The 21,937-nt window shown below is 70.2% G+C and carries 20 protein-coding genes and 1 pseudogene; 10 read left to right on the top strand and 11 right to left on the bottom strand.

Going from position 1 to position 21,937, the window contains the following annotated elements:
* Nucleotides 1-11: 11 nt before the first annotated feature.
* Nucleotides 12-1,301 (top strand): sensor histidine kinase, encoded by a 1,290-nt coding sequence (locus tag OG226_RS34255; protein WP_329351047.1) that lies wholly within the window; start codon nt 12-14, stop codon nt 1,299-1,301.
* Here the strand turns inward: OG226_RS34255 and OG226_RS34250 are convergent.
* Nucleotides 1,279-2,841 carry an alpha-L-arabinofuranosidase B gene (locus OG226_RS34250; RefSeq protein ID WP_328683659.1) on the bottom strand — a complete coding sequence of 521 codons (1,563 nt, stop codon included), beginning with the start codon at nt 2,839-2,841 and terminating at the stop codon, nt 1,279-1,281. The genes OG226_RS34255 and OG226_RS34250 overlap by 23 nt on opposite strands.
* Before the next feature lie 339 nt (nt 2,842-3,180).
* On the opposite strand from OG226_RS34250, the gene OG226_RS34245 reads away from it, so the two are divergent.
* Nucleotides 3,181-3,813, top strand: coding sequence for a response regulator transcription factor (locus OG226_RS34245; RefSeq protein ID WP_329353606.1), 633 nt, complete (start codon nt 3,181-3,183; stop codon nt 3,811-3,813).
* 28 nt (nt 3,814-3,841) lie between these two features.
* Here the strand turns inward: OG226_RS34245 and OG226_RS34240 are convergent.
* From OG226_RS34240 to OG226_RS34225, 4 genes and pseudogenes are all read right to left on the bottom strand, one after another.
* Nucleotides 3,842-4,632: pseudogene (locus OG226_RS34240) on the bottom strand (class I SAM-dependent methyltransferase).
* A 224-nt stretch (nt 4,633-4,856) separates the two neighbouring features.
* Nucleotides 4,857-5,810, bottom strand: coding sequence for a GNAT family N-acetyltransferase (locus OG226_RS34235; RefSeq protein WP_329351046.1), 954 nt, complete (start codon nt 5,808-5,810; stop codon nt 4,857-4,859).
* 309 nt (nt 5,811-6,119) lie between these two features.
* Complete coding sequence (locus OG226_RS34230; RefSeq protein WP_329353604.1) at nt 6,120-7,673, bottom strand: MFS transporter; 1,554 nt, start codon at nt 7,671-7,673, stop codon at nt 6,120-6,122.
* A 113-nt stretch (nt 7,674-7,786) separates the two neighbouring features.
* Entirely contained in the window at nt 7,787-9,004 is a 1,218-nt protein-coding gene (locus OG226_RS34225) for a lipid-transfer protein (RefSeq protein WP_328683656.1), read from the bottom strand.
* 205 nt (nt 9,005-9,209) lie between these two features.
* On the opposite strand from OG226_RS34225, the gene OG226_RS34220 reads away from it, so the two are divergent.
* Together OG226_RS34220 and OG226_RS34215 are read left to right on the top strand one after the other, a co-directional pair.
* Entirely contained in the window at nt 9,210-10,943 is a 1,734-nt protein-coding gene (locus tag OG226_RS34220; protein WP_328683655.1) for an MFS transporter, read from the top strand.
* 170 nt (nt 10,944-11,113) lie between these two features.
* Complete coding sequence (locus tag OG226_RS34215) at nt 11,114-11,764, top strand: class I SAM-dependent methyltransferase (RefSeq protein WP_328683654.1); 651 nt, start codon at nt 11,114-11,116, stop codon at nt 11,762-11,764.
* Nucleotides 11,765-11,766: 2 nt separating this feature from the next.
* On the opposite strand, the gene OG226_RS34210 is transcribed toward OG226_RS34215, so the two are convergent.
* Nucleotides 11,767-12,747, bottom strand: a complete 981-nt coding sequence (locus OG226_RS34210) for an alpha/beta fold hydrolase (RefSeq protein WP_329351045.1) — start codon at nt 12,745-12,747, stop codon at nt 11,767-11,769.
* Nucleotides 12,748-12,859: 112 nt separating this feature from the next.
* Between OG226_RS34210 and OG226_RS34205 the strand changes: the two genes are divergently transcribed.
* The 3 genes from OG226_RS34205 (at nt 12,860) to OG226_RS34195 (ending at nt 15,758) form a co-directional block, all read left to right on the top strand.
* Nucleotides 12,860-13,774 carry an N-acetylmuramoyl-L-alanine amidase gene (locus tag OG226_RS34205; protein WP_329351044.1) on the top strand — a complete coding sequence of 305 codons (915 nt, stop codon included), beginning with the start codon at nt 12,860-12,862 and terminating at the stop codon, nt 13,772-13,774.
* A gap of 86 nt (nt 13,775-13,860) precedes the next feature.
* On the top strand, nt 13,861-14,634 hold the full coding sequence (locus tag OG226_RS34200) for a hypothetical protein (RefSeq protein WP_328683651.1): 774 nt from the start codon (nt 13,861-13,863) through the stop codon (nt 14,632-14,634).
* 119 nt (nt 14,635-14,753) lie between these two features.
* Nucleotides 14,754-15,758, top strand: a complete 1,005-nt coding sequence (locus OG226_RS34195; RefSeq protein WP_328683650.1) for an LLM class F420-dependent oxidoreductase — start codon at nt 14,754-14,756, stop codon at nt 15,756-15,758.
* Between the two features lie 18 nt (nt 15,759-15,776).
* Here OG226_RS34195 and OG226_RS34190 read toward each other — a convergent pair whose 3' ends face one another.
* A complete protein-coding gene (locus OG226_RS34190) occupies nt 15,777-16,352 on the bottom strand; it encodes a hypothetical protein (protein ID WP_328683649.1) in 576 nt (191 codons plus the stop codon).
* Nucleotides 16,353-16,480: 128 nt separating this feature from the next.
* Between OG226_RS34190 and OG226_RS34185 the strand changes: the two genes are divergently transcribed.
* Nucleotides 16,481-16,771: a hypothetical protein gene (locus tag OG226_RS34185; protein WP_328683648.1), complete on the top strand. Its 291-nt coding sequence runs from the start codon at nt 16,481-16,483 to the stop codon at nt 16,769-16,771.
* Nucleotides 16,772-16,893: 122 nt separating this feature from the next.
* Here OG226_RS34185 and OG226_RS34180 read toward each other — a convergent pair whose 3' ends face one another.
* Genes OG226_RS34180 through OG226_RS34170 form a run of 3 tightly spaced genes read right to left on the bottom strand, consistent with a single transcriptional unit; the run spans nt 16,894 to nt 20,095 of the window.
* Nucleotides 16,894-17,961 carry a prenyltransferase/squalene oxidase repeat-containing protein gene (locus tag OG226_RS34180; protein ID WP_328683647.1) on the bottom strand — a complete coding sequence of 356 codons (1,068 nt, stop codon included), beginning with the start codon at nt 17,959-17,961 and terminating at the stop codon, nt 16,894-16,896.
* Nucleotides 17,958-18,692, bottom strand: a complete 735-nt coding sequence (locus OG226_RS34175) for a class I SAM-dependent methyltransferase (protein WP_328683646.1) — start codon at nt 18,690-18,692, stop codon at nt 17,958-17,960. Before OG226_RS34175 ends, OG226_RS34180 begins: the two co-directional genes overlap by 4 nt.
* Nucleotides 18,686-20,095 carry a glycosyltransferase family 4 protein gene (locus OG226_RS34170; RefSeq protein ID WP_329351043.1) on the bottom strand — a complete coding sequence of 470 codons (1,410 nt, stop codon included), beginning with the start codon at nt 20,093-20,095 and terminating at the stop codon, nt 18,686-18,688. The genes OG226_RS34175 and OG226_RS34170 overlap by 7 nt, the downstream gene beginning before the upstream one ends.
* 210 nt (nt 20,096-20,305) lie before the next feature.
* Between OG226_RS34170 and OG226_RS34165 the strand changes: the two genes are divergently transcribed.
* Together OG226_RS34165 and OG226_RS34160 are read left to right on the top strand one after the other, a co-directional pair.
* On the top strand, nt 20,306-20,938 hold the full coding sequence (locus tag OG226_RS34165; RefSeq protein ID WP_328683644.1) for a TetR family transcriptional regulator: 633 nt from the start codon (nt 20,306-20,308) through the stop codon (nt 20,936-20,938).
* Between the two features lie 7 nt (nt 20,939-20,945).
* On the top strand, nt 20,946-21,569 hold the full coding sequence (locus OG226_RS34160) for a maltokinase N-terminal cap-like domain-containing protein (protein ID WP_329351042.1): 624 nt from the start codon (nt 20,946-20,948) through the stop codon (nt 21,567-21,569).
* Between the two features lie 10 nt (nt 21,570-21,579).
* Here the strand turns inward: OG226_RS34160 and OG226_RS34155 are convergent, their stop codons facing one another.
* Entirely contained in the window at nt 21,580-21,726 is a 147-nt protein-coding gene (locus OG226_RS34155) for a hypothetical protein (RefSeq protein ID WP_329351041.1), read from the bottom strand.
* Nucleotides 21,727-21,937 lie beyond the last annotated feature (211 nt).

Below are 21,937 nucleotides of genomic sequence, written 5' to 3'. Positions count from 1 at the left end.
GAGCGAGAGAGATGTCCTGGATGCAAGGGATCACCTGCCAGGTACGCCACTGGCGGGCGGAGCGGGCCCGCTGGAAGGCCGACATGGCGGAGTTCAAGGCCGCGCAGAAGGAGGCCCGCCGCAAGGGCGAGTGGCCCGAGAACCCGGGCCCGCCGCCGACCGGCTTCACCCTGCTGCCATGGCTCCTGATGGGCATGGGCTCCTTCTCCAACCTCCTCCAGGGCAAGACCTCGAACCCCTGGATCGGCGGCCTGGGCCTGTTCGCCTTCAACTCCCTCTACATCTATGTCGTGTTCCGCTCCTTCGTGAAGGAGAAGCGCCAGGCGGTCTCGACCGTCGTCGCGCTGATCGTGATGGGCCTGATCACCTGCGGCCTCGCCCTCGGCTACGGCGGCAGCTGGCTCTACTTCTTCCCGCTGCTCGGCCTCGCCACGGGCGCCGTCGTCCGGGGCCCGCGCCTCGGCCAGGTCGGCCTCGCCCTGACCGCACTCGCCGCCGCGGTCTCCGTCTACCGGTCGGGCTGGGACGCGATCAACGTCGCCTACGGCACGTTCCTGTCGACGATGGTGACCGCGGCGATCCTCTCCCTCTCCGAAGCCGTACGCGAACTGCGCGCCGCCCGCGAGGAGTTGGCGCGTCGCGCGGTCGAGAAGGAACGGATGCGGTTCTCCCGCGACCTGCACGACCTGCTCGGGCACACCCTCTCGGTGATCGTGGTGAAGTCGGAGGCGGCCCGGCGCCTCGCACCCCGTGACATGGAGGCGGCGCTCGGCCAGATCACCGACATCGAGGCGGTGGGCCGGCAGGCGCTCACCGAGATCCGCGAGGCCGTCACCGGCTACCGCGAGGGCAGCCTCGCCACCGAACTGGACCGCGCCCGCTCCGCCCTGTCCGCCGCCGACATCGCCCCGGTCGTCCGTCAGTCGGGCCCGCTGCTGACCCCGCAGAACGAGGCCCTGCTGGGCTGGGTGGTCCGCGAGGCGGTCACCAACGTCGTACGGCACAGCGGCGCGACCCGCTGCGAGATCACGTTCGACGGGGTCATGGACCGCGTCCGCCTGACGATCGCGGACGACGGCCCCGGAGACGGCGGGACGACGGCGACCGGTCCCGCCGAGGGCATCGGCGGAACCGGTCTGAAGGGCCTCACCGAACGCCTCGCGGTGGCGGGCGGCTCCCTGCGGGCCGGCCCGTCACCACGCGGCGGCTTCACGGTCACCGCCGAACTCCCCGTGGAGTCGGCGGAGTTGACGTCCTCCGTGGTGACTACGGCGGGAGCTACGGCGCCCAGGGAGCCGTGACCACCCAACTCACGTCGTCCGTCCACGAGGTGGCGCTGTCGAAGGCGTTGGAGCCGCCGTCACTCGCGATGTAGACGTTGTAGTTGTAGTGCCGGAGATATCTGGTCGGGTAGTTGTACGACGCGAACGAGGTGCCCGTGCCGCTCTTGCCGGTCGAGGCGCAGAACGTGGCGTCCTGTCTGAACTGCGTTGTCCCGACCATGGGTTGGCGGTAGAGCTGGTAGTTGTAGTGGCGCAGGAAGTCACCGGGATAGTTCCGTGACTCGAACGAGTAGCAGGAGCTGTCGGCAAGACCCTTGCGGACGATCCACGTGGCGTCGCCCTTGTCGAGCGTCGCGCTGCTGGACGTGATGGCCGAGAGGACCGCCGCGTTGTTCTGGTGCCGGATGTAGTCGCCGGTGCAGCACGAGGTGGTCGCGCGCAGCGAGATCTCCGAACCGGCCGCCAGTGTCCCGGTGGTGCCGGTCGAGGCGCCGTAGCCGACGGACACGATGTTCGCCTGTACGGAGTTGTCGGCGGCGTCGGTCGGGATGCCGGCGGTCATGACGCCCTCGAAGAACGAACCGATGGAGCCGTTGCTGTTGTCCCCGCCGGTGCCCAGGACGATCGCGCCTTCCTGATGCATGGGCGAGTAACCGCTCGTGGTGGGTTCACCCCCGGAATAGGAGGTCGTGAGACTCCCCGACTGCGCATTCCCGGATTTCAGCGCGAAATGGTCCTGACCGTTGTTTTTCAGCAAAGCGGTGACGAACGGTATCGCCCCGGTACCGGTGTTCGCCGTGTTCTTGCTGTACCCGGAGTCCGACTGGAACAGCCCGTTCTCCAGGTCGGCCTGCACCCAGGGGCCTCCGCCGTAGCAGGGCGAGAACCAGCACTCGGTACCGAAGTTGATCGCGTCCATGTGACCGTTGCCGGTGTCCTGGTTGTTGGTCTCCGCGTTGCCGTAGTCGAAGCAGCAACTGCCGTTGACGTGGGTGCCCGAGGTCACCATGTACATCCCCTCGGCGGCACCGTTGGTGGCCACACCCGAGGTGGAGTTGTCGCGGTAGCCCATGCCGGCCGAGATCTCCAGGCCGTAGACCTGATGCCCGCCGGCGGTCACCGGCAGCGCGTCCGCGGGCGCCCCGACATCGGCGACGCCGGCCCCGCCCGCGCCCTCGATCGTGAGGTCGTTGTGGCGCGCGGACTGGTCGTAGATCTTGGTGATGACGCACGTCGTACCGGCACAGAACGAGTCCTGCGCCGCCGCGTCGGCATACCCCCCGGCCGCCAGCAGCCCGATGTTCGCGGTGGCGCTGTCGGAGGCCCGCCGCACCTGGTACAGCGAGCCGTTGTACGAGGAGTACAGCGCCCTGACGAGACTGTGCGCGGCGACGCAGGGCGTCCCGGCGGTGGCGTAGATGTCGCACGGCAGCGAGGTGGCGGCCGAGGCCTGCGGCACGCCGACGGCCAGCGCGAGGACGGTCACGAGCGCGGACAGTGCGGCGAGGGTGGCGTTTCTCAGCCGGCGCGGCCGGGTGCGGAGGAATCTCAAGAACACGGTGCACCTCATTCTGTTGCTGTTCCTGGTAGGGCGGTGCGGGTGGTTGACGCGGGTGCGGGTGCGGGTGCGGGTGGAGCGTCGGCGCCCGATCGGCATGGTCGATATACCGAACATTGTTCGATCGAAATGCCGAACCAATTCGCGATCGAAATGTCGAACTGTCGAAAGTTTTCCGAAAAGCGGCTCGGATCGGGAAATTCCCGGGGCGATTGCAGAATGCCGAGGCGATTGTTTGCCCGCAGCCGGAGACCGTCAAGACTCGCGGACGCGAACAATGAAGAGTTTTTGACAACCGCCCCGGGTCGACCTGGGCCTTACTCTTGCCCCGTGGATGAGATGCCCCGGAACCACCGGCCCGCCAAGTCCGTCAGAGTGCTGCTCGCCGAGGACCAGGGCATGATGCGGGGCGCGCTCGCCCTACTGCTCGGCATGGAGGCGGACCTGGAGGTCGTCGCCCAGGTCGGGAGGGGTGACACGATCGTGGACGCCGCCCTGACCCACCGCCCCGACGTCGCCCTCCTCGACATCGAACTCCCCGGCATGAGCGGTCTGGAAGCCGCCGCCGAACTCCGCGAACAGGCCCCGGACTGCCGGGTGTTGATCCTCACGACCTTCGGCCGCCCCGGTTATCTGCGCCGGGCGATGGAGGCGGGCGCGGCCGGCTTCCTGGTGAAGGACGGCCCGGTCGAGGACCTCGCCGCCGCGATCCGCCGCGTCCTGACCGGCGAGACGGTCATCGACCCGGCCCTGGCCGCCGCCGCGTTGAGCGCGGGCCCCAATCCCCTCACCGCCCGCGAGTGCGACGTCCTCAAGGCCTCGGTGGACGGCGCGACGGTCTCCGACATCGCCACGAAGCTCCACCTCTCCGAGTCGACCGTCCGCAACTACCTCTCGTCAGCGATCGGCAAAACGGCCACCCGCAACCGCATGGAGGCCATGCGAGAGGCCCGCCAACAGGGCTGGCTGTAGCCCCCGGCCGCCCCGGCTCGCCGCCGCCCTACGCTCCGGCCCCCCGGCGGAACAACGCCGTCCAGAGGAAGTCCTCCCCGAAGCACGGCGAAGCGTCCGTTTCGTCGCGCATCCGACGCACCTCGACCACCTCCAACTCCCCGAATATCCACCGCAGTTCATCAGCCGTGTAGGCCAACCCACCCTGAAGCCCGGAGCCGCGATAGAACTCGGCATCGGGCAGCTCGGACCCCATCCCGCCCGCAGCGAAGCACGTGAGCGCGAAGTGCCCGCCGGGTGCGAGGACCTGGTCCAGCAGGGCGAGGTAGCTGATGCGCCGGTGCGGGGGCAGATGGTGGAAACACCCGGAGTCGTAGACGAGGTCGTAGGGGCCGGGGAGTTCGGTACGGGGGAGGGCGAACACGTCCCCGCAGTGGAACCGAACCTGGGGGCCCTCCCCCTCCCCTCCCCTCCCCCCACTCCCGCCTCCCTTGCCCGATCCTCCGCCCAAGCGACAGCCGTAGGCGACAGATCCACCCCGTCCACCTCGAAGCCCCGCGCGGCCAGTTGAAGTGCGTTGCGCCCCGGACCACACCCCAGGTCCAGAGCACGGCCGCCGCCTATCAGCCCCCGGTCGAAATATCCGACCAGGTTCTCGTCCGGCTTGGCCACAAAGAACGGCACCGGCCTGTCACGGTCGGCATAGAACCCGTCCCACCAGGAGGCACCTCGCGAACTCCAACGGTCGGCCTCCAGCGCGAACAACCCGTCCAGGAGCCGGAGTACGTCGTCGACCGTGCGTATGTCCCGCCCATGCCGGTCCCGATCCGTCCGGTCCATCCGAACCCCCTCTCCGATACGCCGATCGTAGAAGCGGACAGACCGAAAACCCAGGTCAGCAAGCATCCAGGACACTCGCACGAACCCAGCCAACTCCCGCGTACAGGCCGGGAGTCGACACGGAAAGGGCACCACCCCAGGGACCCGGTGAAACCATGCCGGCACCCCGCCCCAGACCCACCAGGACGGCAGCCCCGGCCACGCCGGCCACACTTTTCAAGAACTCACCCCACGCCCCCAGCCTTCACAAGCGGTGCGTCCCGGGACAGTTCCCGGAAACCGAGGCCGTAGTACAGGCCGCGTGCTCGGGGATGTCCCGGTGCGCCCAGGCAGGCGACCGTCATGTGGGTGGCGCCGGAGGCTCGTGCCCGGTGCATCCCGTGCAGGAGCATCGCTCTTGCCAGGCCTTGTCGCCGGTATTCCGGATGCGTTCCGACCGGTTCGAACTCGGCGGTGCTGTTCGCCTCGTCGAGCCACATGATGGTCGAGGAGGCCATCGTGCCGTCCGGTGCCTCCACCAGGATGTGCAGGTCGCCGCGGTAGCCCGGTGTCCGGCGGACGTTCGCGTAGCTGTCGGCCGTGTAGGCCGAGGGAGCCCAGGCGTCGAGGTGGGCCTGGACCGCGGCTTCGGGGCCGGCCTCGTCGGCGGTGCGGAAGCTGAACCCCTCCGGGAGTACCGGCTGTTCCAGGTCGGTCAGGTGCCGCTCGTTGAGCTGGGTCCAGGAACCGGTGTCGCCGAGTGCGGCCGAGTCGGTCTCGTAGCCGTGTGCCACCCATCGCTTCAGGGCGGCCTCGTCGGAGGCGCTGGGCATCACCGTCCGCTCGATGCCCGCCGCCGTGCCGTCGTACCAGTCGATCACCTCGTCGATGAGCCCGGCGTGATCGGGGTGGACCTGATACGTGAGGCAGGCCTCGGTGTTGTCCTTCACCGAGCCGTCGTTCCGCCGCACCCGGTGCGGAAGTCGGGCCCAGCCCCACGCCACCAGTTCATCGCCGGAGAACCACAGCCGGCGCGGTCGGCCCGTGTCGTCGGCGGCCTGCCCCTTGCCCCAGTTCCAGGCCAGCTCGCCGAACATCGCTTCGGCGTTCACCAGCTCCGGACGGACGGCGGTGACACGCTGCGCCAGCCCCTGCATGAGCCGCAACTCCGCGGCGGTGACAAGCTCGACGTCCGTCATGGTGGGCCACTGTGTCAGGGCCCCCGCGAAGTCGGCGAACCGTTTTCCGGGCCGCCGACATCCACCGTCGCGCGTCACGACACTCTCAGGACCAACACGCCCTGCTTCAGGGCCAGTTCAGTTCACCTGCTCCGCATCAGCCGCGGCCAGCGGCCGATGACAAAGCTCTGGAACCCGTCGTCCCGAGCCTCCCGAGCCTGCTTGCGATCCCCCATGGGCACCTCCTAGATGTCTAAAGGAGTCCATGAGCCGCCCGGACCGTTGCCTCACTTCTCAAAAACCGTCGCCTCACTTCTCGAAACCGTCGCCTCACTTCTCGAAACTCGTGGAAGCCGCACCGTCCGAGGCCACCGCCGGGTCCGAGCCCCCCGCCGGGCCCGCACCCTCCGCGTCCACCACGACCTCCCCGTCCGCACTCGCGCTCGCGCTCACCCGTGCCACAGCAGGCCCCGCCCCCTTCCCCCACGGCAGCCACACCACCATCAGCACGACCCCGCCGAGCAGCACCCCCGTCCCCGTACGGAACGCCAGCGCGTACCCCTCCGTCAGCGCCTCCGGCGTCCCCCCACCGGCGCCCGCCACCCGTGCCGTACGCGCCGCGGCGATCGTCGACATGACAGCGAGCCCCAGCGAACCGCCCATCGTGCGCGAGGTGTTGATCAGCCCGGAGACCAGCCCGGCCTCCCCCGGCGCGGCCCCGGACGTGGCGAGCGCGGCGAGCGGGGTGGCCGTCAGGCCGGCGCCGAGCATCATCAGGATTCCGGGGAACATGATCTCGGTCAGGTAGTCGCCCCGCGCGGTCATCAGGGACTGCCAGCCGAAGCCCACCGCCGCGAGCAGCGTCCCGATGACGGCCACGTTGCGCGCGCCGAGCACCGGCATGAAGCGGGGCGCCGACTTGGAACCGAGCAGGACCGCCAGTGAACTCGGCACCAGCGCGAGCCCCGCCTCCAGCGGGGTGTACCCGAGCACGTTCTGTGCGTACAGGGTCATGAAGAACCACATGCAGAACATCGCGGAGCCGGACAGGAACATCGCCGCGTTCGCCGACGACACCGCCCGTGCCCGGAACAGTCCGAGCGGCATCAGCGGAGCCGCCGTACGCGCTTCGACGACGAGGAAGAGCGCGATGAGCGCGAGCCCGGCGGCCAGCGGCACCAGGGTGGCGGCGGCCGTCCAGCCCTCGGCCTCGGTCTGCGAGATGCCGTAGGCCAGCACGCCGAGTCCCGCCGTGACCAGGACGGCGCCGGGCAGGTCGAGTCGCCGCCGGTCTCCGGCGCGGCTCTCCGGGAGCCGGCGCAGCGAGCTGAGCAGCACCACCGCGCCGACGGGCACGTTGATGAGGAGCACCCACCGCCAGGACAGGGTGTCCACGAGGACCCCGCCGACGAGTCCGCCCGCGGCCCCGCCACCGGCGCCGACGGCCGTCCAGGTGGCGATGGCCCGGGCGCGGGCCGCGCCCTCCGCCACCGCCGAGGTGACGATGGTCAGCGTCGAGGGCGCCAGCACCGCGGCCCCCAGTCCCTGCACGGCCCGGGCGAGCAGCAGCTGCCAGCCGTCCTGGGCCAGTCCGCCGCACAGCGAGGCCAGGGTGAACAGCGCGAGCCCGACCAGGAACATCCGCTTGCGGCCGTAGAGGTCACCGGCCCGGCCGCCGAGGAGCATGAACCCGGCGAAGGCGATGGCGTACGCGTTGACCACCCATTGCAGCCCGGACGCGCTCATCCCCAGGTCTGTCCGCATCGACGGCAGCGCCACGTTGACGACGGACACGTCGAGCACGACGAGGAACTGTCCGGCACACGCGAGCGCCACGACCAGCCAGGCGGGCGGTGCCGCGCCGCGGGGGAACAGGCGGGACATTCGGGAGACGTCAGCGGCTCGGGGCATGGTGGTCATACTCTCAACCCGCCCGCGCCCCTTGCATCGGCATTTCGCCCGGAGGTGGGAGGGCCGCAGGACCTAGACCACAGGACCTACACGGCCCGCAGCAAGGTCACCACGGCCGCCCCGCCCAATCCGATGTTGTGCGCGAGCCCCACTTCGGCGCCCGGCACCTGTCGCTCCCCCGCCGTTCCCCTCAACTGCCATACCAGCTCGGCGACTTGGGCGATCCCGGTGGCCCCCAGCGGATGTCCCTTGGAGATCAGCCCGCCGGACGGGTTCACCACCCATCGCCCGCCGTAGGTCGTCCCCCCGGACTCGACGAGCTTCCCCGACTCCCCCGGCTCGCACATGCCGAGCGCCTCGTACGTCAGCAGCTCGTTGATCGAGAAGCAGTCGTGGAGTTCCACGACGTCCACGTCCTCGATGCCGAGTCCGGACCGTTCGTAGACCTGACGGGCGGCGGCCCGGGACATGGGCTGTCCGACGACGTCGATGCACGAGCCGGACGCGAAGGAGTCCTCGGTGTCGGTGGTCATCGCCTGGGCGACGATCTCGACCAGTGAGCCCGCGCCCGCACCCGGTCCCGACCCCCTCACCAACTCCCGCTGCTCCGCGAAGCGTTCGGAGACCACGACCGCCGCCGCGGCTCCGTCCGAAGTCGGTGAGCACTGGAGCTTCGTGAGCGGACGGTGGACGACCCGTGCCGCGAGGATGTCGTCGACGTCGTACACGTCCTGGAACTGGGCGTACGGGTTGTGCTCGGAGTGCCGGTGGTTCTTGGCGGCGACGGCGGCCAGCTGGGCCTCGGTGGTGCCGTACTTCTCCATGTGTTCGCGGGCCGCGTCGCCGAAGATCTGGGCGGTGGGCGGGGTCATCTCGAAGCCGTGCCGGGCGGCCATGACGCCGTAGTGCCGGGCGACGGGGGAGGTCGAGAAGTCCCCACTGTCCGCTCCGCCGCCCAACGCGCCCCGCTTCATCTTCTCGAAGCCCAGCGCGAGGACGCAGTCGGCGGCCCCGCCCTCCACGAGCTGCCGGGCCAGCATCAGCGCGGTCGAGCCGGTGGCGCAGTTGTTGTTGACGTTGTAGACGGGGATGCCGGTGAGACCTAGCTCATAGGCGGCGCGCTGGCCGGCGGTCGAGGGCTGGAAACAGTAGCCGACGGGAACCTGTTCTACGTCGGCGTAGGAGATCCCGGCGTCGGCGAGGGCGGCGTTCCCGGCCTCGCGGACCATGTCCCAGTACTGCCACTCCCGGGTCTCGGGCTTCTCGAACCTCGTCATCCCGACGCCTGCGACATAGGCCTTCATGGCGGGCGAGATTAGAACACGTTTCAGTAAATGGCCAGAGCTGACGGCAGGTCAGATCTTCATGGGACGGTCAAGGATTCGTTAGTACGCCGAAGCATCGGAATAGTTGCCCGTGCATACGAGGTTTACCGTGCACTTATCTCGCACGGATCAACCGGTTCCACCCACGTTCCACCCCACTCCCCAGGCCTGGAGGCCTCACTTCATGACGCACACGTCGACCGACCAGCCCGCACGGAGGCCGTCCGGCGCCGTCGTGCCGGTGCTCGCCTTCGCGGGCATCGTTGTCGCGGTGATGCAGACCCTGCTCGTCCCGGTCATCAAGGACCTGCCGCAGCTGCTGAGCACCGAGCCCAGCAACGCCACCTGGGTCCTGACCTCGACCCTCCTGTCCGGAGCCGTCGCCACGCCGATCATGGGCCGCCTCGGCGACCTCTACGGCAAGCGCCGGATGCTGATCCTCAGCCTGGCCATCATGGTCGTGGGAGCGCTGGTCAGCGCCCTCACCAGCGACCTGCTCACGATGATCGCGGGCCGCGCGCTCCAGGGCTTCGCCATGGGCGCGATACCCCTCGGCATCGGCCTGATGCGCGACATGCTGCCCCGCGAGAAGCTCGGCTCGGCGATGGCCCTGATGAGTTCCTCGATCGGCGTCGGCGGCGGCCTCGCGCTGCCCGCCGCGGCGCTCGTCGCCCAGCACGCCGACTGGCACGCCCTCTTCTACGGCGCCGCCGGCCTCGGTGTCCTCGCGATCGGCCTGACCCTCCTCGTCGTACCGGAGTCCCCGATGCGCGCGGAGGGCACCTTCGACGTGCTCGGCGCGATCGGTCTCTCCGCGGGCCTTGTGCTCTTCCTCCTGCCCATCACGAAGGGCAGCGACTGGGGCTGGACCTCGGGCACCACGCTCGGCCTGTTCGCCGCGGCGGCCGCCGTCCTGCTCCTGTGGGGCGTGATGGAGCTGCGTCTGAAGGCCCCGCTGGTCGACCTGCGCACCACGGCCCGCCCGGCGGTCCTCTTCACCAACCTCGCCTCGATCATGGTCGGCGTCTCCTTCTACGTCGTCTCCCTCGTCCTGCCCCAGCTCCTCCAGCTGCCGAAGTCCACGGGCTACGGTCTCGGCCAGTCGATGGTCACCGCCGGTCTGCTGGTGGCACCGCTCGGCCTGACGATGATGTTCACGGCCCCCGTCTACGCCCGTCTCTCGGCGAAGTACGGTCCCAAGGTCACCCTGATCCTCGGCATGCTGATCATCGGTATCGGCTACGGCGCGGGACTCGGCCTGATGAGTGCGGCCTGGCAGTCCCTGGTCATCGCCGTCGTGCTCGGCGCGGGGATCGGGCTGGCGTACTCGTCGCTTCCCGCGTTGATCGTGGGGGCGGTGCCGGCGTCCGAGACCGGTGCGGCGAACGGGCTCAACACCCTCATGCGGTCGATCGGTACGTCCGTCTCCAGTGCGGTGATCGGGATGGTGCTGGCGAACACCGCGAACCACGTGGGCGGGGTTGCCGTCCCGACCATGCACGGGTTCCACGTCTCGTTCCTGATCGCCACGGGTGCGGTCGCTGTCGGGCTGTTGATGGCGCTGTTCCTTCCCAAGCCGAATCGTGCGCCGCAGTTGAACTTCAGCAGCGAGGAGCAGGCGAATCTTGAGCGGGCCGAGGAGGTTCTGCGGGGGTTCCGGGGGCGGGTGTTGAGCGCCGACGGGGTTCCGGTCGCCCGGGCCAAGGTCACGCTGATCGACCGTCGTGGTCGGCAGGCGGGGGCGACGCTCTCCGAGGAGGACGGGAGTTATGTGCTCGCTGTGCCTTCGCAGGGGGCGTATGTGTTGGCGGCGCGGGCTTCGGGGCACGGTCCGTTGGCCTCCTCCGCGACGCACGGCGGGGACGAGGCTGCCGTGGACCTGGATCTGTCCTTGCCCGGCGAGACCGTCAGCGCGTAGTCGGTAGTTCGTTGTCTGCGGGCGCGTGGGGGCTGGTCGCGCCCGCGCGGCGGAGCCGCGGATCGACACAGCCCCGCGCCCCTCAAGGCGAAAGCCGCACCGCACCCCCTGTCGAATCGCTCGGCGGGGGGTGCGGCAGCATATGCGTACGCCCCGCCGAAAGGACCCCTGTGCCCTCGACACCCAAGCCCGAGATCCTTGCCGCGTTCGAGGCGGCCAAGGGGTTCATGCCGGCCGGTGAAGGGCTCGCCCTGTACGCCGCCGCCGTGGAAGCCGGCGGCCTGGGCCTCCCCCTCCTCGAAGTCGGGACGTACTGCGGGCGTTCCACGCTCCTCCTCGCCGATGCCGCCCGCGAGGCCGGAGTCACCGCGCTCACCCTGGACCATCACCGGGGTAGCGAGGAGCAGCAGCCGGGCTGGGACTATCACGACCCGGAGACCGTCGACCCGGAGACCGGGCTGATGGACACGCTGCCCACGTTCCGGCGCACTCTGCACAAGGCCGGGCTGGAGGAGCACGTGGTCGCGCTCGTCGGGCGGTCACCGCAGGTCTCGCGGATCTGGGGCACGCCCCTCGGTCTCGTCTTCATCGACGGTGGGCACACCGACGAGCATGCGAACGGGGACTACGAGGGGTGGGCGCCCCATGTCGCCGAGGGCGGGCTGCTGGCCATCCATGACGTGTTTCCGGAACCCGAGGACGAGTTCACCGGACAGGCGCCGTACCGGGTGTATCTCCGGGCGCTGGAGTCCGGCGCGTTCACGGAGGTGTCGGCGACGGACTCCCTGCGGGTCCTACGGCGTACCGGTACCGGTATCTGAGGTCAACTGGGCAGCCCGGCGAGCCAGTTGAGCAGGTGCTGGTTGACCTCGGCCGGGCGTTCCTGCTGGATCCAGTGGCCGCAGCCCTCCAGGATGTGCGAACCGCGCAGGCCGGGCAGGGTCACCGGGTACGCGGCGATCGCGTCGGACAGCCAGGTGGTGGAGGCGTCCAGGGAACCGCCCAGGAACAGGGACGGCTGGGTGATCGGGGCGCCGTCGTAGGCCACCAGGTCCTCCCAGTCGCGGTCCATGGCGCGGTAGCGGTTCAGGGCGGTGGTCAGACCCGTGCGCTCGAACTCCCCCGCGTAGACGTCGAGTTCGTCCGTGCCCAGCCACGCGGGTGTCGACGCCGGGAAGCGGTCGCGCAGGGTGCCACCGCCGTCCCTGCTCACGAAGTGCGGGTCGGGGGCGCCCGGTCGGGGCATCGTGTCGGCGGAGAACGCGGCGTAGAAACCTGCGAGCCAGCCGCGTACGTCCGGTTCGATCTCGGCCTCGGCGCGGCCCGGCTGCTGGAAGTAGGAGACGTAGAACTCCTCCTCCCCGCCCATCCCGGCGAAGATCTCGCTGGGGCGCGGGCCGCCGCGGGGCGTGTACGGGACGCTCAGCAGTCCTACGGCTCGGAAGACGTCCGGCCTGAGGAGGGCGGAGTGGGCCGCGATGCCCGCGCCCCAGTCGTGGCCGACGATCACCGCCGACCGCTCGCCGAGCGCGTGCACGACCGCCACGGTGTCCTCGACCAGGTCGAGCATCCGGTACGCCGACACGTCCTCGGGGCGCGAGGAGCGGCCGTAGCCGCGTACGTCGACGGCGACCGCGCGGAAGCCCGCCGCGGCCAGTGCCGGGAGCTGGTGGCGCCACGAGTACCAGGACTCCGGGAAGCCGTGCACCAGCAGGACCAGGGGGCCGGTGCCCTGTTCCACGAGGTGGATGCGGCCGGCGGGGGCGGGGACGAGCCGGTGGACGGCTTCCTTGACCATGGTCATGTGACCTCCGTGACGGTGCTGGTCCCTTGATCCTCCGCCCCGGCGCCGCCACCCCACGACTCTTGTTGCCGCTTCGGCAAACCCACCCTGTGAGGCGGCTAGGGTGGCTCCCGTGTCGTACGTAGGTCCGGACTTCGATCCTCCGCAGCCCCGCCGTCCCCGTCGAGGGCCCCTGACCGTGGCGCTGGCCGCGCTGGTCCCGGGGGCGTTGATCGGGTGGTTCGTGTACGAGGCCGTCGGCGGCCCGGGCGACAGCTCGGGCAACACGGCCTCCGCCTCCACCCCCTCGTCCAGTGCGCCCGTGTCCCCGTCGGGCACCGCGTCCAACGACGACAAGCCGCCGGGGCCGAGTCCCCTCAAGGGCAAGGTCGTCGTCGTCGACCCGGGGCACAACGTCACCAACTTCCAGCACAGCGCCGAGATCAACCGCAAGGTGGACATCGGCACGAACTGGAAGGAGTGCGACACCACCGGGACGTCGACCAACGCGGGTTACGCGGAAGCCCAGTTCACGATGGACGTGTCCCACCGGCTGAAGGCGATCCTCGAACAGCAGGGCGTCACGGTGAAGTTGACGCACGACGGCGACTCCCCGTCCTGGGGGCCGTGCGTCGACCAGCGGGCCAGGATCGGGAACGACGCGCACGCGGACGCCGCGATCTCCATCCACGCCGATGGCGCACCGGTCGGCGACCGGGGCTTCCATGTGATCCTGCCGGCGTCGGTCCACGCGGGCGGCGCCGACACCCGCGCCATCGTCGGCCCCTCGGCCATCCTCGGGAAGGGCATCGCGGGCGATTACCGTCGCGCGACGGGCGAACAGTTCTCCAATTACATCGGCGACGGCACCGGTCTCGTCACGCGTAAGGACCTGGGCGGTCTCAATCTGTCAACGGTTCCCAAGGTGTTCATCGAGTGCGGCAACATGCGCGATAGCAATGATGCTGCACTGCTGACGAACAGCGCCTGGCGACAGAAGGCGGCGCAGGGAATCTCTGAGGGAATCGTGAGTTTCCTGCGCGGGTAGCGATCAGTGGGCTGATCCGGGCGGACACCCTGACGGGGTGGACGATAGGGTCAACCGACGACGAGACGACCTACGAAGGACCTGAAGTGAATATCCGCTCCCTCACACGAGGCGACGGCGTGGTGATCGGAGCAGCGGTATTGCTCTTCATCGCGTCCTTCCTCAAGTTCTACACGGCCAACGGGATCGACCTGGACATCACCGCGTGGACGAGCCTCGGCAACGGCCTCGGCACGTACATGGGCGGCGTCATCGGTGCCGCTCTCGTCGTCGTCAACCGTTGTCTGCCGCAGCCGCGCAAGGTCGCGGGCCTGGACCTCGGGACAGTCGGCGTGGCGTTCACGGTGCTCACCGCGTGGGCCCTGTTCTGGACGCTGGTGGACGTCGGCGACAACGTCAGCGCCGGTGCCGGCCTCATCCTCGGTTTCATCGCGGCCCTCGTCCTGGCCGGCGGCGCCATCGCCACCCCCCTGCTCCCGCCCCTCCAGGCCGCCCTCGTCCCGGCCCCCAAGCCGGCCGCCCCGCAGCCCTACGGCGCCCAGCCGCCCGGTGGTTACGGCTACCCGGGCGCCGGTGCGCCGCAGCAGCCCTCGTACGGCACTCCGCCCCAACAGGCGCAGGCCGCGCAGCCGTTCGGGCAGCCCGCGCCGGCTCCGGCCGGGGACTTCTCGCCGTTCTGGTTCGCGGTGCCGGTGGCCCGGCCGCTGTTCGCGGAGGACGGTTCGCCGTCGCCGATCGCCGAACTGGCGCCGGGTACCTGGTACTTGGCCGTGGAGCAGCGTGGTCCGGCGCTCGTCGCGCAGACCCAGGACGGCCGTCGTGGCGTCCTGCAGGACACGTCGGGGATCCAGCGCGGCTGAGTTCTCCTCCCGCTTCGACCGCGGCCCCTCGCCCTTCCGGGTGGGGGGCCGTTGTCGTACAGTCGCAGCCGTCGATCGGTTGGCTGACGTACCGTCAGTTCCGTTGCTGTGGAGGCGATATGCGGCTCGGTCTCGCACTCGGGTACTGGGGGCGCGGGCCCTCCGCCGACCATGTGCCGCTGGCCCAGGAGGCCGAGCGGCTCGGGTACGACTCCGTGTGGACGGCCGAGTCGTGGGGGTCCGACGCCTTCACTCCCCTCACCTGGATCGCGGCGCAGACCTCGACGATCAAGCTGGGCACGGCCGTTGCGCAGATGGCGGCCCGGTCCCCGACCACCACCGCGATGCACGCGCTCACGCTCGACCATCTCTCCGGCGGGCGCGTGCTGCTCGGGCTCGGGCTGTCGGGGCCGCAGGTGGTGGAGGGGTGGTACGGGCGGCCGTTCCCCAAGTCGCCGCTCACCGCGACCCGGGAGTACGTCGAGGTCGTACGGCAGGTGCTGCGGCGGGAGGCGCCGGTCGAGATGGACGGGCGGTTCCACGCGCATCCGTACCGGGGCGCGGACGGCACGGGGCTCGGCAAGCCGCTCAAGTCCATTACCCACCCGCTCCGTTCGGACCTGCCGGTGCTGCTCGGCGCGGAGGGGCCGAAGAACGTGGCGCAGACGGCGGCGATCGCGGACGGATGGCTGCCGCTGTACTGGTCGCCGAGCCGGCCGGAGGTCTACGGGACGACGACCTTCCGAGAAGGCTTCCTCGTGGCGCCCATGGCGCGGGTGCAGGTCTGCGACGACGTGGCCGAGGGCCTCCTCCCCGTGAAGATGATGCTCGGCTTCTACATCGGCGGGATGGGGCACGCGGCCCGTAACTTCCACGCCGATCTGATGGCGCGCATGGGGTACGAGGAAGAGGCCCGGCGGATACAGGAGTTGTTCCTCGCGGGCCGCCGGGAGGAGGCCGTGCTCGCGGTGCCGGACGCCTTCGCCGACGAGATCTCGTTGGTCGGCCCGCGTGAACGGATCGCGGAGCGGCTGGAGTTGTGGCGCAAGGGCCCGGTGACGGACCTGCTGGCCCTTGCGCCCGACCCGCACACGCTGCGGGTGCTGGCGGAGCTGAACTCCTAGGAGCCGCTCAACTCACCGTCAGCCGCCCGCCAGTTGGCCTGCCGATGGCACCTTGTCGGTCACCTCGGCGCCGGCGCTCTTCCCGGCGTCCTTGACCTTGTTGATGATGTCGTCGAAGGAACCCGCCGTGGCGTCCGTGGAGTCGCCCTTGCGGAGCTTGGACGGCAGGTCCTTCAGGGAGTCGATGCCGGCGCTGAGGGGGGCTACCGCCTTGGCGAGCGTGGGGTCGCCCTTGGCGTTCTTGGTGGCCGCCTTGAGCCGGTTGTACGCGAACGCGCCCGCGAGGCCCGCCTTGATGAGCGCGAACCTGCGTCCGCTCGCGCCCTTCTTGAACTTGCCCGCCTTCCAGGGCTTCACGATCCACTGGTAGGTGGCACCGGCGGCGAGGCCCGCGTTCGCGACGAAGCGGGTCTTGGCGAACTTCTGCCGTTGGGCGGAGGTACTGGGGCTCGGGGTCGCGGCGGCAGCGGCGGCCACGACGGCCGCGGTGTCCTGCGTGGCGTCATCGGTGGCGCTGCCGCAGGCCGTGGCTCCGGCGAGCAGGGCGCAGCACAGAGTGAGCGCCACGAAGAGGCGCCGTATCGGTACGGGCACGAGGTCCTCCGGGGTGTTCTCCCCGAGTGGGTGTCCTTACCCCGGCAGCCTCACCCGGCTGGGCCGCGCGCGCCACCCGGGCGGGACCGTACGGGTTTCATCCCGCCGGAAGCGGCAATCCGCTTGGCATGTCCCCCTACTACCGACGCGGTTCGAATTCGGTCGGCAATGTCATCGTGATCATCGCCGACATCATGGCCCTCATCCTGGCCCTCTGGATTCTGATGTACCTGTTGGACGCCAACCGCGCGAACGACCTCGTGCAGTTCGTCCACCGCTCGGCCAACTGGCTCGCCGGCTGGTCCCGCGACCTGTTCACCTTCGACGAGGCCTGGGCGCGCGTCATCTGCGGCTACGGTCTGGCAGCGGTGGTGTACCTCTTCATCGGCCACGCGATCGCCAACAAGGTTTCCCGCTGAGCATTGCCGGTCGTCGCCTGCGGGAGCGTCGTGGCTGGTCGCGCAGTTCCCCGCGCCCCTAAAAGCACCGGGGTTTTTAGGGGCGCGGGGAACTGCGCGACCAGCCACCACCGGGCCCGCGCCTAACAACAATCCGGATCCAGCCCCAACGGCAGGTGCTCCGCACCGAACACCGCACAGGTCGCGTCATGGCCCCCCAGCGCCGCCACCGCGAGCAGCAACGACCCCGCGGTCCACGTGGTCAGCTCACGAGGCCACACCGCGCCGTCGTCGAAGACGTACCCGGTCCAGTACAGCCCGCTTTCGGAATCACGCAGGTGCCGAATGGACTGGAGAATCTCCAACGCCCGGTCGGACTCACCCAACACCCAGAGCGCGAGGGCGAGTTCGGCGGACTCACCCCCCGTCACCCACGGGTTGGGAACAACACACCGCACCCCCAGCCCCGGCACGACGAACCGGCTCCAGCCCTCCTCCACCCGGGACTTGGCCTCCACACCGGTCAACGCACCGCCCAGCACCGGGTAGTACCAGTCCATCGAGTAACGGCCCTTGTCCAGGAACCGTTCCGGATGCCGCCGGATGGCGTGCCGCAGCGCCCCGACCGCCAACTCCCAGTCCGGCTGCGGCTCTTCCCGCTCCTCGGCGATCGCGAGGGCGCACCGCAGCGCCTGGTGGATCGAGGACGAACCGGTGAGCAGCGCATCGGCCGTGTCCGTACCGTCGTCCTCCCGCTTCCACCCGATCTGCCCGCCCGGCTGCTGAAGCCGCAGCACGAACTCGACCGCGGCGAAGACGTTCGGCCACAGCCGGTCCAGGAACGTGTCGTCACCGGTGGCGAGGTAGTGGTGCCAGACGCCTACGGCGATGTAGGCGACGAAGTTGGTCTCGCGCCCCCGGTCGGTCACCTCGCCCGCGTCGCCGTCCGCGTAGGCCGCGAACCAGGACCCGTCCTCGTTCTGGTGCCGGGCGAGCCAGTTGTACGCCCGCTCGGCGGCCTCGTGCTCGCCCGCCGCGTCCAGCGCCATCGCGGCCTCGGTGTGGTCCCACGGGTCGAGGTGATGGCCCCGGAACCACGGGATCGCCCCGTCCTCCCGCTGCACGGCGAGGATGCCGGCGACGGTCGCGGCGGCCTGCTCCGCGGTGAGGACCCCGGGCAGGACGAGGTGTTCTGTCCGGGGAGTGGTCACTTGGCTTCCGCCACGGGGAGGTGCGGCTTGGTCGCGTAGGCCACGAAGCTCTTGCCGATCAGCGGGTTCAGCGCCTGTTCGGCGACCCGGGTCGCGAGGGGTTTCTTCATGATGTCCCAGACCAGGAGCTTGTGGTACGCCTGCACCGGCAGCGCCTTGTCGTTGTCCACGCCGAACGCGCACTTCAGCCACCAGTACGGCGAGTGCAGTCCGTGCGCGTGGTGGGTGCCGTACGGCTTGAGGCCCGCCTCGCGGATCTTGGCGAGGAGTTCGTCCGCCTTGTAGATGCGGATGTGGCCGCCCTCGACCTCGTGGTAGGCGTCGGACAGGGCCCAGCAGATCTTCTCGGGGCCGTGGCGCGGGACGGTGATGGCGATGCGGCCACCGGGCTTCAGCACCCGGACCATCTCGGCGAGCACTCCCTTGTCGTCCGGGATGTGCTCCATGACCTCGGAGATGATCACGACGTCGAACGACTCGTCCGGGAAGGGGAGTTGGAGCGCGTCGCCCTCCATCGCGGTCGCGGTGGCTCCGGTGGGGGCCTCGCCGGCCTCCTTCATCGCCGCGAACCACTTGGCGACCTCGCGGATCTCCTCGGCGTTCTGGTCGAGGGCGACGACCTGTGCCCCTCGCCGATAACACTCGAACGCGTGCCGCCCGGCACCGCACCCGAGGTCCAGGACACGGTCGCCAGGGGCGAGCGGGAACCGGGAGAAGTCGACGGTCAGCACGTGGCCCTGCTTTCGGGAGAGACGCCGGTAACACTGGTCGGAGAAGGGGAGGGAGACGGAGTCGCCGAGGGCGACAACGATGCCGGGGCCGCGCTGCCCGTCGGGGCGGCGGCGATCGCCTCGCGGTACCTGGCCGCCGTGCCCTCCGCCGCCTTCGCCCAGGTGAAGCGGGCCAGGACGCGCTCGCGGCCGGCCGCGCCGAGGCGGGCCCGGAGTGCCGGGTCGGTCAGGAGGCGGCTCAGGGCGGTCGCGAGTGCGCCCGGGTCCGCCGGCGGTACCGCCAGGCAGGTCTCGCCGTCGCGTCCGGCGACCTCCGGGATGGCTCCGCCCGTGGTGGCGACGAGGGGCGTACCCGTGGCCATCGCCTCCGCCGCCGGGAGCGAGAAGCCCTCGTACAGCGAGGGCACGCAGGCGACCTCCGCCGAGCGGACCAGATCGACGAGTTCGGCGTCGGAGATGCCCTTGACGAAGTCGACGGCGCCTTCGAGGCCGTAGCGCTCGACGGCCTGGGCGACCGGGCCCTCGGTGGGGCGTTTGCCCACGACGACCAGGTGGGCGTCGGGGTGTTCGGTGCGGACCTTCGCCAGGGCCTCGACGAGGTGGACGAGGCCCTTGAGGGGGACGTCCGCGCTGGACGTGGTGACGATCCGGCCCGGCACCTGCGGTACGGCGGGGTTCGGCGAGAACAGGTCGGTGTCGGCGCCGATGTGGACGACGTGGATGCGGTCGTCGCGGACGCCGAGGTGGTCGATGATCTCCTGGCGCGAGGTGCCGGAGACGGTGAGCACGGAGGGCAGGCGGCGGGCGACCCGCTTCTGCATCCGCGTGAAGGAGTACCAGCGGCGCTTGGACATGCGCTCGCGCCAGTTCACGGCCGCGTCCAGCTCCAACTGCCGGTCCACGGTGATGGGGTGGTGGATCGTGGTGACGAGCGGGGCACCGACATCCCCCAACAACCCGTACCCCAGCGTCTGGTTGTCGTGCACGATGTCGAACTCGCCGCGCCGGGCCCGGAGATGACGGCGGGCGCGGAGCGAGAACGTGATGGGCTCGGGGAAGCCGCCGGTCCACATCGTCGCGACTTCGAAGGCGTCGATCCAGTCCCGGAACTCGTCGCGCTTCGGGGTGCGGAAGGGGTCCGGGGAGCGGTAGAGGTCGAGCGAGGGCAGCTCGGTCAGGGAGATGCCGTCGTAGCCCTCGTCGAGCACGGGGTACGGCTGCGAGCCGATGACCTCGACGCGGTGCCCGAGGCGGGCCAGTTCGCGGGAGAGGTGGCGGACGTAGACGCCCTGGCCCCCGCAGAACGGGTTCCCCTTATAGGTGAGGAGTGCGATACGGAGCGGTCGCTCGCCGTCGGCTGCCAGGTCCTCCTGGGGACCCGCCTGACTGGCCTCAGCGGTCACTCTGAGCCCCCTTCTGCCTGCACTGTCCCGCGAGATTACGCCGGGACGCTAATCTAGAACAAGTTTCAGACTTGATCGTCCAGGAGGTTCTGAATCTACCGGCCGGTACGGGCGCTGTGAGAAGTGGATCAGGTGATTCACACCACGGCCGACGCCCTGCCATGATCGGTGCGATCACCCGCCCTCACCGACAGTCACGGATCGGGAGCCATGCCAGCGCAAGCCAAGCCCGAAGCCACTGCGCGGACCTCGCCGCCCCTCACCGAGCGGCAGGAGGCCCGTCGGCGCCGCATCCTGCACGCGAGCGCCCAGCTGGCGAGCAGGGGCGGTTTCGACGCGGTGCAGATGCGGGAGGTCGCGGAGTCCTCGCAGGTCGCGCTCGGCACGCTGTACCGGTACTTCCCGTCCAAGGTGCATCTCCTGGTCGCCACGATGCAGGACCAGTTGGAACACATGCACGGCACGCTCCGCAAGAAGCCGCCGGGCGGTGACACGGCGGCCGAGCGGGTCGCGGAGACCCTGATGCGGGCCTTCCGCGCGCTCCAGCGCGAGCCGCACCTCGCCGACGCGATGGTCCGCGCGCTGACCTTCGCGGACCGCAGCGTCTCCCCCGAGGTCGACCAGGTCTCCCGCCAGACCACGGTGATCATCCTGGACGCGATGGGCCTCGAACACCCCACGCCCGAGCAGCTGTCGGCGGTCCGGGTCATCGAGCACACCTGGCACTCGGCGTTGATCACCTGGCTCTCTGGTCGCGCGTCCATCGCCCAGGTGAAGATCGACATCGAGACGGTCTGCCGGTTGATCGATCTGACCGAGCCGGACGCGGCCGGGGACCGATAATTCCCCCATGGCCGTCATCCACCAGACCTACGTCAAGCCCACCAAGCTCGAACTCCTCACCCGCTGGCTGCCCACCCGCACCTGGTATCGCGGCCCGGCCGAACCGGAGTTGGTGAAGTCCGGCGGGTTCCGGCTCGACGACCCCGAGGGCGAGGTCGGCATCGAGTTCATGATCGTCACCGACGGCTCGGGCGCCTACCTCGTCCCGCTCACCTACCGGGCCGCTCCGCTCCCCGGCGCCGAACACGCGCTCGTCGGCACGATGGAGCACGGCGTGCTCGGTCCGCGCTGGGCCTACGACGGCTGTCACGACCCGGTGCTGACCGCCGGGCTGACGGCGTTCATCGAGGGCCGGGTGGAGGCGCAGGCGCAGCGCGTCTCCCACACCCTGGACCGTGAGGTCGCCCGCTCCTGGACCGGTGCGGCACGCGTCCCCGCCCTGGGCGCCCCGACCGACACCGCCGAGGCCACCGAGTTCGCCGTGCCGGACGGCCCGACCCTGCGGCTGCACCGGGTGCTGACCCCCGGCTCCACGCCTCCCGAGGACACGATCGGCCAGGTCACCGGCGCCTGGGCACAGGCCGACGGCACCCGGGTCCGAGCGCTGTTCGCCACGCTCCGGCCCGCTTAGCCCCTGTGGCTCATGCGGTGGTGCAGGCCAGTGCCTTGCCGCAGACGGGAGTTGACGGCCTGCCGGGTGTCTGGAGGTCCTTCGCCGGGTGCCCCGCCCTGGTCATGCACGCGGACCAACGGCGCACGGCGGCAAGGTGGTCGGGGTCCTTCTCCACGGCGTCGAGGACACGGTTCCCGGTGGGCCGGGGTGCCGGTCAACGCCCGTCGCCAGGAGGCCTGGTGGGGTTCGCCCGCGGGGACCGGGGGGACCGCCGGTAGAGGCACTCGCCGACGATGCCGTAGCCGTCCTGGGTCGCTTTCCGGACGGTGAGCAGGCTCCAGGGGTTGGTCTCCTCGCCGCGCCGGGACACGGTGGCGCCCGACAGC

It is taken from the genome of Streptomyces sp. NBC_01261, assembly GCF_036226385.1.
Taxonomy (GTDB): domain Bacteria; phylum Actinomycetota; class Actinomycetes; order Streptomycetales; family Streptomycetaceae; genus Streptomyces.
Note: the sequence above shows the minus strand (reverse complement) of the source record. Positions and strands in the feature narration are given on the sequence as shown.